Source organism: Enterococcus sp. AZ109, assembly GCF_051714625.1.
In the GTDB taxonomy this organism is placed as follows: domain Bacteria; phylum Bacillota; class Bacilli; order Lactobacillales; family Enterococcaceae; genus Enterococcus_A.
In genome coordinates, this window is record NZ_JBIOSF010000001.1 from 2,210,513 (window position 1) to 2,223,793 (window position 13,281).

Consider the following 13,281-nt stretch of genomic DNA (forward strand, 5'->3'; position numbering starts at 1 on the left):
ATTCTTATAGTTTTATTTCAAAAGCAGGGCGAGCCTTGCTTTTTTTGCTGGTGCTTGCTAAGCACACTTACGAAAGTTTCGTATTAATATTTTCGCAAATAGACTTCATCAATTTTATGATGATTGGCCTTGTGCATGATAATATCAGCTCGACCCCGAGTTGGCAAGATGTACTCCCGTAAATTAACTAAATTCACTCTTTCCCAGACATCTTCGGCCATATCTAACGCTGCTTTACGATCGCCAATAGCATAGTCGTAGTAATAATTATCGGGGTCTTGGAAGGCGGTATCTAGTAAAGATTCAAAACGCTCCAAGTACCATTTTTCAATCAAGGCTGGATCAGCATCGACAAATACCGAGAAATCGAAAAAGTCGCTCACATAAATCTGCTGGTTGGCTGGTAATTGCAGGGTATTGATCCCTTCGACAATCAAAATGTCTGGCTGATGAATGGTTTCAAATTCACCCTCCACAATATCGTATACATTGTGAGAGTATCTCGGAATCTGGATGTTTTCCTGACCTGATTTGACTTCATTTAAGAAGTTAATCAGTTTTTCCATGTCATAGCTTTCGGGGAATCCTTTGCGGTCCATGATGCCCCGCTCTTCTAGAATTTTATTGGGATAAAGAAATCCGTCAGTGGTAATCAGCTGAACATGCTGGTGTGTAAATAAGCGGCCCAGCAAGGTTTGCAACAGACGGGCGGTGGTACTTTTTCCGACAGCAACACTTCCGGCGATACCGATGATGAATGGCGGCATTTTTACATATTTATGTAAGAAAAGTCCCTTGCTCAAACTCAGTGATTCCGCTTCTTTTTTGTATAAATGGATCAGATGGCACAATGGAATATAGACATCTTCTACATCTTTCATAGAAATACGGTCATTTAAGCTTCGGATACTGTCCAATTCTTCTTCGGTCAAAGGGGTATGTCCGCTGGTATAAAAATCTTGCCATTGTTCCCGCGGAATACGATAGTAATTCATCTTATCTTTCATAGGAACCTCCTTTGATAACTGCGCTTAATTCTATCATAAAAAGGTAGTATTCTGTTGCTGATTTGCTAGAAAACCGAATATTTTTCTACTATATTATGGCTATACGTCATTTTAGCTGAAAAATAGAGGAAAATGCTATGGAAATGCTGCTAGTTTCGTCTATTTTTTAGAATCGCTCACCAAAAGAGCCGAAGTCAGTATGAAAAGAAAGTTCGTGCTATCATAGTAGAAAAAGAGGAGGCTACAGCAATGAAGAAAATTGCATTATACGGTGATAGCTTAATGACAGGCTTGATGAATGGGGAAACCAGTGATATTCTCAATAGGTATGTAATTGATGAATTAGCGGATATGGGCTTTCCCGGCTATGATATTTTAGAATTTGGCCGCCGGGGTGAAGGTTCAGCAGAAGGCTTGGCACGTTTAGACGAGGTCGTAGCAGCAAATCCTGATTTTGTAGTAATTTGTTTTGGTACCAACGATTCGATTAAACACAAAGATCCCGTTGAAACCTATGGCGAAAATCTACGTCAACTAGTGGCAGCTTTCCCCGCTGAAAAAGTCATCGTGCTGACACCCGGCTATGTAAATGTCGCAATTCGGACGGAAGCGGACAATGATCGTCAACAGGCTTATGCTGAAATGGCAAAAGAAGTTGCAGCTGAAAAAGGCGTAAACGTGATTGATTTGTATCATCATATGACTGTTTATCCTGAACCAAACGAATTCTTGCAAGATGATGGCTTGCATCCATCAAAAGAAGGCTATCATTTCCTAGGCGCCTTAATTGCCCGAGACATCAAAAACAAGTTGCTGGAAGCAGAATAACAGCCATCAATTGAAAACTAACTTAAACAAGGAGACACCATGACCAATCATTATTATTCAGAAAATCCCGAAACAGCGCATGACTTAGAAAAATGGTCCTTTGAACTGCTGGGAAAAAATTTCCAATTTGTCACGGACAGCGGCGTGTTTTCCCGTCAAACAGTCGATTATGGCTCGCGGGTGTTAATTGAACAATTTGACAATAGCCAGTTGCCGGAAGGGGCGATTTTAGATGTAGGCTGCGGATATGGCCCGATCGGTTTGGCACTTGCCTATGGAACGGGTCGCCAAGTGGAAATGATCGATGTCAATAACCGTGCCGTTTCTTTGGCTCAGGAAAATGCCCAACGCAATCAGCTAGCGGAGCAAACGGATATTCATCAGTCTAATATTTACGAAGACCTGCATCAAACAAGCTATGCCGCAATTGTCACCAATCCACCTATTCGTGCGGGTAAAAAAGTGGTGCATCAGATTTTAGCTGATGCGGCGCCCTTACTGAAAACCGGTGGTACTTTGACGGTAGTCATCCAGAAGAAACAAGGAGCCCCTAGTGCCGAGAGCAAGATGGAAGAAGTCTTCGGCAATGCCGAGATTGTCTCTAAGGACAAAGGCTACTATATTTTACGAAGTGTGAAAGAATAGAACGAAAGCTGTCATCGTGGGTGGCAGCTTTTGTTTTTGTATATCTAGGGTTTTAAATGTTGCCAAAATTTCTTTTTCACAATTGATTCCAAAGGCTTGCAGGAGAGGAAAGAATAACGGTATAATCACATTGGATATTAAAATTTCACAAATGTGATGAAACGTTTGTTCAAGTAAGGGGGAAGTACCATGTATAAGGATGAAGATAAATTATTGGTTCGGATTGCCGAAATGTATTATCAAGAGGACAAAAATCAGAGCCAAATTTCCAAAGAACTGAATATTCACCGCAGTACCATCAGCCGCTTACTGAAGCGTTCTCGCAACGAAGGCATCGTCACAATTTCAATTAATTACGACAAAGCAGGCACCTACGATTTAGAAAAGCAGCTGCAGGAAAAATATCAGTTGAAAAAAGCAGTCATCGTGCCAGCTGCTTCGGATTTAAACCGGACACAAAAAGATAAGCTGCTAGCCAATGGTGTGGGGGAATACTTGGGGGAAATTTTAGCTGACGACATGATTATCGGCTTTTCTTGGGGTGAAACCATGTCCGCCATTCCTGAGGGATTAGGCAGCTACAATGTAAAAAATATTACCTGTATTCCGATGATTGGTGGACCATCTGGGCGCTTAATCAGTGATTATCACGTAAATACGATTGCCTATGAAGCATCGAAAAAATTAAATGGCCGAGCCTTGATGATTGATTCACCAGCTTTTCCAGAGACGGTTTCTTTGAAAAAAGCTTTGATGGAAAATGAATTTAACCAAGAGCTGATCGATTATTGGCGTAAGCTGGACATTGCGATTATGGGTATCGGTAGTCCGATCTTGCAAATGAATGAAAGCTGGAAGCAGTTCTATGGCGAAGATGTGTTAGCCTATCTAGAAGGTAAAAAGGTCATTGGGGATGTGGTTTCCCGTTTTTATAGTATTGACGGCAAGCATATTGACAATGAATTGGATGATCGTTTGATCGGCATTGATGTTAGTGATTTAAAGCGAACGCCTTACCGGATTGGTGTAGCTGCTACGATAGACAAAGCCGAAGCGATTGCTAGCGCATTAAAGGGTGAGTACATTAATGTGTTAGTGACAACCGAAGAAACAGCGCAGGAAGTATTGAAGAGATAGGGCTTTAACACCGTAAATAAAAAGTTTTTGTAGTTAAATAAGCTATCTGTTAAGAACTTGCGTATAGATAAGAGTTAGACGATTGAGTATAAAAACTCAATCGTCTTTTTTTGCCAGTTCCACTTTTCGCAGTGTATATAGTGAGAAAAAGTTAAATAACTGACCAGCTAACTATGATTCGTACTGTCTAGTGGAATGGTAAGCGTACGAAAATAAAAGAATTTTCGGTGAAAATTCAATACCGCTCCAATGAGTTAGCTGCCAGTTCCACTTTTCGCAGTGTATCTAGAGAGAAAAAAATAAAAAAATGACCAGCTAACTATGATTCGTACTGTTTAGTGGAATGGTAAACGTACGAAAATAAAAGAGTTTCCCCTAAAACTTCTTACCTCAATACGGAGTTAGCTGCCAATCGTCATGCAACAATTTAGCTTTCAACTTTAGCACAAATGTGATTGTATGATAAATAAATTGCAAAAAGTTGTTGACAACGCTTTCTTTAGGGTCTAGAATACAACTTGTAACAAAAGTTAAAAAGAAATCACAAATGTGTAAAAAGAGGTGTAAAGATGGATTGGCTAGAAATTAAAGACAAAACAGTTATTGTAACAGGTGGTTCTTCAGGAATTGGTGCAGCAATTGTTAAGACATTGTGTGAATTGGGCGTACAGGTGGTAAATGCGGATTTACGGGCAGGAAGCTTTCAGCACGAAAATCTTTTATTCAACACCACAAATGTGACAGACCCAGCATCGGTACAACAGACAGTTGATTTGGCAGTTAAAACGTTTGGCAAAATCGACGGGTTGGTGAACAATGCCGGCATTAATATTCCTGCGTTGCTAGTAGATGAACAACAAACAGACGACGGGAAATTTGAAATCAACGAAAATATTTTTAGCAAAATGATCGACATTAATCAAAAAGGGGTCTACTTGATGGGACAAGCAGTTGGCCGCGAGCTGGTCAAGCAGGGCTCAGGTGTAATTATCAATATGTCCTCTGAGTGCGGTTTGGAAGGTTCCGAAGGTCAAAGTGTCTATGCGGCGACCAAAGCTGCAGTGAATAGTTTCACGCGATCATGGGCCAAAGAACTTGGTAAAAAAGGCGTTCGGGTAGTCGGTGTGGCACCAGGAATCATGGAAGAAACCGGTCTGAGAACCATTGAATATGAAACAGCTTTAGCCTACACCCGTGGGATCACGGTTGAGCAATTACGGGCTGGTTACACCAACACCAAAACAATTCCGATTGGCCGTGACGGAAAATTAACTGAGGTTGCGGATGTCGTTGCTTACTTTCTTTCTGAACGTTCTAGCTACGTTGACGGCGTAACGTTAAATGTTGCCGGTGGAAAAACGAGAGGATAGGTGACTGAGATGAATAAAGTAATTTTAGTGGCCCATGGCAAGTTAGCGCACGAAATGAAAAACTCAGCGGAAATGATTTTCGGTGAGCTGCCAGATTTTCAGTCCATCGAATTTTTAAAAGAGGAGGGCTTGGATACCGTTCAGCAAAAAGTACTTACTACTATGGCAGAACCTGAGTCTAACTACTTGATCCTTACCGATTTGTTTTGCGGCACGCCCTATAATGCCAGCTGTGCAGTAGCTATGAAAAACAGCCAGCGGGAAATCGAAGTCGTTTCCGGCATGTCGCTGCCAATCGTACTAGAAGCAGCCAGTATGCTTCAAAGTCATAGTTTAGCTGATATTGTGAAACACATTACAAATGTAGCCGTTGACACGGTGAAGTCATTTAATGATCAACAAGTTGAAGAAGAGGAGGATTTTTAAGATGCAAATCAGATTAGCACGCATCGATGACCGGTTGATTCACGGTCAAGTAGCAACTGTTTGGGCGAAAGAAGCCGGAGCAGAACGGATTATTGTGGTAAGTGAAGAGGTAGCCAACGATGAGGTTCGCCGCACTCTGGTGAAGCAGGCTGCACCTCCGGGAATCAAAGCCAACATCGTCAACGTAGAAAAAGCCGTAAAAGTCTACAACAATCCCAAATATGCAGATGAAACAGTTTTTTATCTCTTCACTAATCCATCAGAAGTTTTGGCGATGGTAGAAAACGGGGTGCCAATCAAGTCCATCAACATCGGCGGTATGCACTTTAAGGATGGCCGAACACAAGTAACTAAAGGAATTTCGGTAGATCAACAGGATGTAGATGCATTCCGTAAATTGGCTGCTATCGGGGTTGAATTAGATCTACGCATGGTAGCAACCGACAGTAAAGGTGATTTTGAAGCGAAATTGAAAGAAGCCGGGTTTTAACGAAAGGGGCAAATAACGATGGAATTATCAATGATTCAAATTGTTCTTATTTTTCTTTTCTCATGTATTTGTGGAATGGGCAGTGTGCTAGATGAATTTCAAACCCACCGTCCGTTAATCGCCTGTACCGTTGTTGGATTAATTTTAGGGGATATTACAACTGGCATTATTTTAGGGGGAACCTTGGAACTGATTGCTTTAGGCTGGATGAATATCGGGGCAGCCCAATCGCCTGACTCGGCCTTAGCCAGTGTAATTTCGACGATTTTAGTCGTGGTTGGTCAACAAGATATTCAAGCGGGGATTGCGATTGCTTTACCAGTAGCGGCAGCCGGACAAGTCTTAACTGTTTTTGCTCGGACAATTACCGTGGCGTTCCAGCACGCGGCCGATCGGGAAGCTGAGAAGGCCAACTTTAACAAAATAATCTTCATTCACTTTAGCGCATTGTTCGTACAAGCCTTGCGGGTAGCGATTCCAGCTACAATCGTGGCAGCCTTTGTCAGCGCAGAAATGGTAACCAATATGCTGGACATGATTCCAGATGTCGTGACTGGTGGTTTGGCAGTAGCCGGCGGATTTATCGTAGTCGTCGGGTATGCGATGGTCTTGAACATGATGAGTGTAAAATACTTGATGCCATTCTTCTTCTTAGGATTCGTTTTAGGCGGCTACTTAGATTTCAGTCTGCTGTCATTCGGGATTGTCGGCTTAATTATTGCTTTAGTCTACGTACAATTGAACCCGAATTTCAAGAAACAAGATGCCGGTGGTATGGTCACCGCTACAGCCATGGGCGAGTTGGCTGATGACGAACTGGAAGACTAACCTTTCTAACATAAAAACAGACGAAAATACCAATCGATCAAGGAGGATTATACTCTATGGAAACAACAGCAACTGAAACCAAAGCGCCGGTACAATCACAAATTACTAAACAAGATTTGTTCCGCACCTTTTTATACTCAAACTTTCAACAAGCTTCTTTCAACTACGAACGGATTCACGCTTTAGCCTTTTGTGTCGATATGATTCCTACTATTAAAAGAGTCTATCACACCAAAGAAGAACAGGCAGAAGCCTTAAAACGCAACATGACTTTCTTCAACGTAACACCCGCAGTATGCGGACCGGTTATCGGAGTAACAATGGCGATGGAAGAAGCCAAAGCTTCCGGAGCAGATATCGATGAAGGAACTATTAATAGTTTGAAGATCGGTTTGATGGGACCATTATGTGGGGTCGGTGATCCGCTAGTTTGGGGAACGTTACGTCCGATTACCGCAGCAATGGGGGCTTCGCTAGCTTTAAGCGGCAACATTTTCGGTCCGCTGCTTTTCTTCTTTGCTTTTAACGCCGTGCGGATTGCCATGAAGTGGTTCGGCCTGACCTACGGCTTTAGAAAAGGGATGGATATCGTTTCGGATCTATCCGGCAACCTGCTGCAAAAACTAACTGAAGGTGCCACAATTCTAGGCCTCTTCATTATGGGGGTTCTGGTAACGAAATGGACCACCATCAACATTCCGTTAGTAGTTTCTAGAACAGCTGGAGCCAATGGCGAAGAAGTCATCACCACGGTGCAAAACGTGCTGGATGACTTAGTTCCAGGTTTACTAGCTTTAGGTTTAACACTATTGATGATGCGCTTATTGAAGAAAAAAGTCAGTCCAATTGTTTTGATCTTTGTCTTGTTTGCAGTAGGGATCATTGGTTACGGACTAGGTATTTTAGCGTAAATATTGGAGGATTATGATGAAAACGAAAGCAGTTCGCCTGTATGGCAAGAAAGATTTGCGTTTGGAAGAATTTGAATTACCCACAATCAAGGAAAATGAAATTTTGGCTTCGGTCATTACTGACAGCATCTGTATGTCTACCTGGAAGCTGGCCAATCAAGGAGGCGATCATAAAAAGGCGCCTGACAATGTGGCGGAAAATCCGATCATTGTCGGTCACGAATTTTGTGGTGAAATTCTAGAAGTTGGCGGCAAATGGGCACATAAATACAAAAAGGGTGAACGCTATGTCGTACAAGCGAACCTGCAGTTAGCGGATCGTCCGGACTGCCCTGGTTATTCTTATGTGTATACTGGCGGCGATGCAACCCATATCATTATCTCAGAAGATGTAATGAATCAAGATTGCTTGATCCCTTATAATGGGGAAACTTTCTTTGAAGGATCATTGATTGAACCCTTATCGTGTGTCATTGGTGCTTTTGAAGCCAACTATCACTTAAAAGAAGGCAGCTATGAGCATAAAATGGGGATTAAAGAAGACGGGAATCTGTTAATTATGGGTGGAACGGGTCCCATGGGCTTACTAGCGATTGATTATGCGCTCCACGGACCAATCCGGCCTAAACATTTAGTCGTGACGGATCGGAATCCCGAAAAATTGGCGCGTGCAGAAAAATTATACCCTAGCCAAGATGGTATTACGGTTCATTATGTGAATGTTGACAATGTTGAAGATCAAGTAAGTCTGTTACAAGAAACCGTGGACGGCGGCTTCGACGATATATTCGTGATGGTGCCTTCAGAGCAGGTCATCACAGATGCGGCGAACCTGCTGAATCCCGAGGGTTGCTTGAACTTCTTTGCTGGACCGCAAAATAAGGACTTCTCAGCCAAGGTCAATTTCTACGATGTGCATTATTCCTTCACTCATTTTGTGGGAACCTCTGGCGGCAACACCGAAGACATGCGCAAAGCCGTGAAGCTGATTGAGGATAAACAGGTGAAGGTTGCCAATGTGGTGACCCACATTCTAGGCTTGGATGCGGTGGCAGAAACTACCTTGAACCAACCAGCTATCGGCGGTGGAAAGAAGCTGGTATACACCCATAAACAAAGCGAGCTGAAGAAGCTTTCAGAGATCGATCCGGCGTCAGAGCTAGGGCAAATCCTAGCCAAAACCGACGGCATCTGGAGCAAAGAAGCCGAAGAATATGTCTTAAAACACTTTCCAGTGATTTAGTAAGAAAGCTATGCAAACTCGTACAGCCATGGAGCATTAAGATGAGGAGTTGAATAAACTGCTCCTCAAGTTTCTACAAATCCTCGCTTAATGTTGCCAAAGTTAGTTTGTGAAGTTAGGTAACGGTAGCATTCGAAAAAAGCAAGTTGCGGTCTTCTGCAGCTTGTTTTTTCGTGCTATGCTTACCTGTGGAGGTGTTAGTAATGAAGCAAACGATGATTATTCGCCTGGCAGAAGTGAAAGATGTGCCCTTGATCCTAACATTTATCAAAGAGTTAGCTGACTATGAAAATTTACTTGATGAAGTCGTCGCGACCGAAGAAATTCTACAAAATTCACTATTTGAAGAAAAGAAAGCGGAAGTGATTATTGGAGAAATTGAGGGTGAAGCGGTTTCCTTTGCGTTATTTTTCAGTAATTTTTCGACCTTTTTAGGCAAGCCTGGTTTATATTTGGAAGATCTGTATGTTCGAGAAAATTGGCGGGGTCATGGTTTTGGCAAGCAATTGCTAAGTTTCCTTGCCAATCTGGTAATTCAGCGTGATTACGGTCGTTTGGAGTGGTGGTGCTTGGATGGAAATCTACCATCAATTGAATTTTATAAAAAAATGGGTGCTGTTCCCATGGATGAATGGACGGTCTTTCGAGTGACTGGTGATACAGCTGGAAAAGCTGGCTCAAGAAAAATAATGGAACTGAATTTGTTTTTTTATGAATGGATTGCCAAAAAGGCTTTCATAATAAAACCTTCTTTGCTACACTGAGGGAAAATAAGCAAAAGGACGGATCACTGTATGAAGATTACCATTAAAGAAATTGCAGAAAAGGCGGGGGTTTCGGTAACAACTGTCTCGCAAATTTTAAATAATAAGGGTAGTCGCTTTAGTGAAAAGACCATTAAAAAGGTCTTAGCTATTGTGGATGAGTATCAATATAAGCCGGATTTTTTTGCGGCTAATTTGATCAATCGCCACTCAAAGACCATCGGCATGATTGTTCCTGATGTTACAGATTTCTTCTTCTCTAAGGTAATTGAAGGGGTGGAAAGTTATTTAAATCCTCTGGGGTACATGATTATTTTGTGCAACTCCCGCCACGACAAGGAACAAGAAGAACGTTACCTAAACGAACTATCTCATCGTTCGGTGGACGGGATTTTGTTGGCAACGCCTAATATTTTACCGCCTGCCCAAGCATTGGACAGCGACTTTTATAAAGACCGCCCAATCGTTTTAATTGACCGTGGGTTAAATGAACGGGACTGGGGGCAATTACTAGTCGAAGAATACGCAGGAGCGCAAGAAGTCGTGCGGATGCTGGTAAATAATGGGCATCGTCACATTGGTATGCTGAAGGAAAATGAAGGCTACTATCAATTATCTGAACGGGTAAATGCTTATCGCCAAGTGGTATTTGAGCATCAATTACCGTTTGACGAAAGCTATATTTGCACGGGGGATTTAACGATTGCTGGCGGGTATAATGCAGCCAAGGAATTACTGAAAAATGACAAGATTACGGCAATATTTTGCGGCAATGATGAGATGGCGATTGGCTGCTATCAGGCGGTTTACGAAAGTGGTCGTAAAATTCCGGATGATATTTCCGTCGTTGGATTTGATGGCTTAGAGGTGAGTGAGTATATGGTTCCACCATTGACGACAGTTTTTCAACCTAGCTTTGAAATTGGCTTTTCAGCGGCTAAATTTTTAGTGGATGCTATTAACTTTCCTTCTCAGAGAATCCCGAATAAAATCTTCCAAACTAAATTAATTATTCGTGAGAGTGTAAAAAAAAGAGTTGAGGCTTGACAAGACAGCCTCAGCTAGGTATAGTAACGATGGTAGCGTTTTCCTAAAGCGTTTCCTTATATAGTAAACTGTTTTACTAAAGTGGTTTACCTTTTGGTTTTTTGATGTATAATGAGTTTTAAGTTTGGAGGCAATTCTATGAGAATGGTGGACTTGATCGAGAAAAAGCGTGATGGAAATACCTTAACAAAAGACGAAATCGAATTTATTATTAACGGCTATACGGCGAAAGAAATTCCGGATTATCAGATGAGTGCGTTGTTAATGGCGATTTTTTACCAAGACATGACCGATGAAGAAATTTCCAATTTAACCCTAGCAATGGCAAATTCAGGTGAGATTATTGATTTATCTTCAATCGAAGGAATCAAGGTAGACAAACACTCCACTGGCGGAGTTGGTGATACGACAACTTTGGTTTTAGCACCACTGGTAGCAAGCGTTGGTGTACCTGTTGCTAAAATGTCAGGACGTGGGCTTGGCTTTACCGGAGGCACACTTGATAAGTTTGAATCCATTCCAGGGTTTCGGATTGAATTGTCCGATCAAGAGTTCATTGACATTGTCAACAAGAGCAAAGTAGCAGTAATTGGTCAATCGGGGAACTTAGCACCAGCAGATAAAATGCTGTATGCCTTACGGGATGTGACTGGTACGGTAGATTCGATTCCACTCATTGCCAGCTCAATCATGAGTAAGAAGATCGCTGCTGGAGCAGATGCAATTGTGCTGGATGTGACAACAGGTGAAGGCGCCTTTATGAAAAACTTAGATGACGCAAAACGCTTGGCACAAACGATGGTACGCATTGGTAAATTAGCTGGTCGGCAAACGATGGCTGTTATCTCAGACATGTCTGAACCATTAGGTGAAGCTATCGGAAACAGCCTAGAGATCGTTGAGGCAATTGATACACTCAAAGGTCATGGACCTGAAGATTTAACAGAAATGTGTTACGTGCTAGGTAGTCAAATGGTTGTTTTAGCTGGTAAGGCAGAGAGCTTAGATGCTGCCCGCCAAATGTTGAAGGAAGCACTAGATTCTGGCAAAGCACTAGAAAAGTTCAAAGAAATGATTGAAGATCAAGGCGGTGACAGCTCGGTAGTGGATCATCCAGAGAGCTTGTTAACAGCCAGCCATCAAAGTGAGTTGCCGGCGAAATCCTCCGGTTACGTAACTAAGCTGGTGGCAAATGAGATTGGAATAGCAGCCATGCAATTAGGTGCAGGCCGCAAAACTAAAGAAGATGCGATAGATCACGCAGTCGGCATTAAGCTTCACAAAAAAGTTGGCGACAAAGTCGAAGAAGGCGAATCGCTTTTAACTATTTATGCCAACACAACCGAGCTTCAGGGAGTAGAAAACCTACTTTATGAAAATATTGAAATTGGGGATCAAGCAGTAGAACCAACATTAATACACGGTATTGTTACCGAATGAAAGGATGGAACACATGGAATTAAACCGCGCAATTGATCACACAATTCTAAAGGCTGATGCAACCAAAGAGGATGTAATGAAAATTATCGAGGAAGCCAAAAAATACCATTTCTACTCTGTCTGCATTAATCCTACTTGGGTAAGTATGGCAGCAGAAGAATTAAAAGGTGAACCAGTAGCTGTTTGTACCGTAATTGGTTTTCCATTGGGAGCCAACACCTCAGAAGTGAAAGCTTTTGAAGCGAAAGATGCTATTGAAAAAGGTGCTGATGAAGTCGATATGGTCATCAACATCGGCGAATTAAAAGCCGGCAACTATGACAAGGTTCAAAAAGATATCGAAGCTGTAGTAGCTGCTGCTAAAGACAAAGCGTTGGTAAAAGTCATTATCGAAACTTCTTTATTAGAACGTGACGAAAAAATTAAGGCTTGCGAATTAGCCAAAGCAGCCGGGGCTGATTTTGTTAAAACATCCACTGGTTTTTCAACTGGCGGAGCAACAGTGGAAGACGTGAAATTAATGCGGGAAACCGTTGGTCCAGAAATGGGCGTGAAGGCTTCAGGTGGGATTCACAATGCGAAAGAAGCAATGGCAATGATCGAAGCCGGCGCAACTCGTTTAGGTGCTAGCTCAGGTGTCGCTATCATGAACGGTTTATCAGGTGCCGGATACTAAGTTTAACGATATAATAGGAGATGTCATGACAGCAAAACAAGAATGGATCGATGTAGCCATCGAGGCATTAGACAAAGCATACGTTCCTTATTCACACTTTCCAGTAGGAGCTTGCCTAGTCACTAAAGAAGGAAAAATTTACCAAGGCTTGAATATCGAAAATGCTTCTTACGGCTTAACCAATTGCGCAGAAAGAACCGCATTTTTTAAAGCAGTTTCTGAGGGAGAAAAAGAATTTAGTCATTTAGTAATCGCTGGGCATACACCCAAGCCGATTTCTCCTTGTGGGGCTTGTCGTCAAGTCATGGCAGAATTTTGTGAACCAAGCATGCCAGTAACCTTAGTCGGTGACAACGGTGTTCAAAAAGAAATGACTGTTGAAGGATTACTGCCGTATATGTTTACCGAGGAAGATTTATAAACTTGTTCATTCAGTCTGTTGACTGTTGAAAAAAATACCATAATTTAG

At 42.1% G+C, this 13,281-nt stretch carries 15 protein-coding genes; 14 read left to right on the top strand and 1 reads right to left on the bottom strand.

Annotation, left to right across the window (positions count from 1 at the left end; genetic code table 11):
* Window positions 1-83: 83 nt before the first annotated feature.
* Complete coding sequence (gene coaA / locus IGI42_RS10550) at window positions 84-1,007, bottom strand: type I pantothenate kinase (RefSeq protein WP_438715812.1); 924 nt, start codon at window positions 1,005-1,007, stop codon at window positions 84-86.
* Window positions 1,008-1,256: 249 nt separating this feature from the next.
* On the opposite strand from coaA, the gene IGI42_RS10555 reads away from it, so the two are divergent.
* The 14 genes from IGI42_RS10555 (at window position 1,257) to IGI42_RS10620 (ending at window position 13,233) form a co-directional block, all read left to right on the top strand.
* Window positions 1,257-1,835 (top strand): SGNH/GDSL hydrolase family protein, encoded by a 579-nt coding sequence (locus tag IGI42_RS10555; RefSeq protein ID WP_438715813.1) that lies wholly within the window; start codon window positions 1,257-1,259, stop codon window positions 1,833-1,835.
* A gap of 39 nt (window positions 1,836-1,874) precedes the next feature.
* Entirely contained in the window at window positions 1,875-2,480 is a 606-nt protein-coding gene (locus tag IGI42_RS10560) for a class I SAM-dependent methyltransferase (RefSeq protein ID WP_438715814.1), read from the top strand.
* Window positions 2,481-2,669: 189 nt separating this feature from the next.
* The gene (locus IGI42_RS10565; protein ID WP_438715815.1) at window positions 2,670-3,617 is read left to right on the top strand and encodes a sugar-binding transcriptional regulator; all 948 of its coding nucleotides are present in this window, start codon (window positions 2,670-2,672) and stop codon (window positions 3,615-3,617) included.
* A gap of 569 nt (window positions 3,618-4,186) precedes the next feature.
* Window positions 4,187-4,987, top strand: a complete 801-nt coding sequence (locus IGI42_RS10570) for an SDR family oxidoreductase (RefSeq protein ID WP_438715816.1) — start codon at window positions 4,187-4,189, stop codon at window positions 4,985-4,987.
* Window positions 4,988-4,996: 9 nt separating this feature from the next.
* A complete protein-coding gene (locus IGI42_RS10575; RefSeq protein ID WP_438715817.1) occupies window positions 4,997-5,413 on the top strand; it encodes a PTS sugar transporter subunit IIA in 417 nt (138 codons plus the stop codon).
* Window position 5,414: 1 nt separating this feature from the next.
* Window positions 5,415-5,903 (top strand): mannose/fructose/sorbose PTS transporter subunit IIB, encoded by a 489-nt coding sequence (locus tag IGI42_RS10580; RefSeq protein WP_438715818.1) that lies wholly within the window; start codon window positions 5,415-5,417, stop codon window positions 5,901-5,903.
* Between the two features lie 18 nt (window positions 5,904-5,921).
* Window positions 5,922-6,731, top strand: a complete 810-nt coding sequence (locus IGI42_RS10585) for a PTS mannose/fructose/sorbose transporter subunit IIC (protein WP_438715819.1) — start codon at window positions 5,922-5,924, stop codon at window positions 6,729-6,731.
* Between the two features lie 56 nt (window positions 6,732-6,787).
* Window positions 6,788-7,642 (top strand): mannose/fructose/sorbose PTS transporter subunit IID, encoded by an 855-nt coding sequence (locus IGI42_RS10590; RefSeq protein ID WP_438715820.1) that lies wholly within the window; start codon window positions 6,788-6,790, stop codon window positions 7,640-7,642.
* Between the two features lie 16 nt (window positions 7,643-7,658).
* On the top strand, window positions 7,659-8,885 hold the full coding sequence (locus tag IGI42_RS10595; protein WP_438715821.1) for a zinc-binding dehydrogenase: 1,227 nt from the start codon (window positions 7,659-7,661) through the stop codon (window positions 8,883-8,885).
* Between the two features lie 203 nt (window positions 8,886-9,088).
* The gene (locus IGI42_RS10600; protein WP_438715822.1) at window positions 9,089-9,649 is read left to right on the top strand and encodes a GNAT family N-acetyltransferase; all 561 of its coding nucleotides are present in this window, start codon (window positions 9,089-9,091) and stop codon (window positions 9,647-9,649) included.
* A gap of 30 nt (window positions 9,650-9,679) precedes the next feature.
* Window positions 9,680-10,696, top strand: a complete 1,017-nt coding sequence (locus IGI42_RS10605) for a LacI family DNA-binding transcriptional regulator (RefSeq protein WP_438715823.1) — start codon at window positions 9,680-9,682, stop codon at window positions 10,694-10,696.
* A gap of 138 nt (window positions 10,697-10,834) precedes the next feature.
* On the top strand, window positions 10,835-12,136 hold the full coding sequence (locus IGI42_RS10610; RefSeq protein WP_438715824.1) for a pyrimidine-nucleoside phosphorylase: 1,302 nt from the start codon (window positions 10,835-10,837) through the stop codon (window positions 12,134-12,136).
* 13 nt (window positions 12,137-12,149) lie between these two features.
* Window positions 12,150-12,812 (top strand): deoxyribose-phosphate aldolase, encoded by a 663-nt coding sequence (deoC, locus tag IGI42_RS10615; RefSeq protein WP_438715825.1) that lies wholly within the window; start codon window positions 12,150-12,152, stop codon window positions 12,810-12,812.
* Window positions 12,813-12,837: 25 nt separating this feature from the next.
* Window positions 12,838-13,233 (top strand): cytidine deaminase, encoded by a 396-nt coding sequence (locus IGI42_RS10620; RefSeq protein ID WP_438715826.1) that lies wholly within the window; start codon window positions 12,838-12,840, stop codon window positions 13,231-13,233.
* Window positions 13,234-13,281: the final 48 nt, after the last annotated feature.

Coding starts and splice junctions, on each gene's coding strand:
- coaA (WP_438715812.1), bottom strand. CDS start 1,007: ATGAAAGATAAGATGAATTACTATCGTATTCCGCGGGAACAATGGCAA.
- IGI42_RS10555 (WP_438715813.1), top strand. CDS start 1,257: ATGAAGAAAATTGCATTATACGGTGATAGCTTAATGACAGGCTTGATG.
- IGI42_RS10560 (WP_438715814.1), top strand. CDS start 1,875: ATGACCAATCATTATTATTCAGAAAATCCCGAAACAGCGCATGACTTA.
- IGI42_RS10565 (WP_438715815.1), top strand. CDS start 2,670: ATGTATAAGGATGAAGATAAATTATTGGTTCGGATTGCCGAAATGTAT.
- IGI42_RS10570 (WP_438715816.1), top strand. CDS start 4,187: ATGGATTGGCTAGAAATTAAAGACAAAACAGTTATTGTAACAGGTGGT.
- IGI42_RS10575 (WP_438715817.1), top strand. CDS start 4,997: ATGAATAAAGTAATTTTAGTGGCCCATGGCAAGTTAGCGCACGAAATG.
- IGI42_RS10580 (WP_438715818.1), top strand. CDS start 5,415: ATGCAAATCAGATTAGCACGCATCGATGACCGGTTGATTCACGGTCAA.
- IGI42_RS10585 (WP_438715819.1), top strand. CDS start 5,922: ATGGAATTATCAATGATTCAAATTGTTCTTATTTTTCTTTTCTCATGT.
- IGI42_RS10590 (WP_438715820.1), top strand. CDS start 6,788: ATGGAAACAACAGCAACTGAAACCAAAGCGCCGGTACAATCACAAATT.
- IGI42_RS10595 (WP_438715821.1), top strand. CDS start 7,659: ATGAAAACGAAAGCAGTTCGCCTGTATGGCAAGAAAGATTTGCGTTTG.
- IGI42_RS10600 (WP_438715822.1), top strand. CDS start 9,089: ATGAAGCAAACGATGATTATTCGCCTGGCAGAAGTGAAAGATGTGCCC.
- IGI42_RS10605 (WP_438715823.1), top strand. CDS start 9,680: ATGAAGATTACCATTAAAGAAATTGCAGAAAAGGCGGGGGTTTCGGTA.
- IGI42_RS10610 (WP_438715824.1), top strand. CDS start 10,835: ATGAGAATGGTGGACTTGATCGAGAAAAAGCGTGATGGAAATACCTTA.
- deoC (WP_438715825.1), top strand. CDS start 12,150: ATGGAATTAAACCGCGCAATTGATCACACAATTCTAAAGGCTGATGCA.
- IGI42_RS10620 (WP_438715826.1), top strand. CDS start 12,838: ATGACAGCAAAACAAGAATGGATCGATGTAGCCATCGAGGCATTAGAC.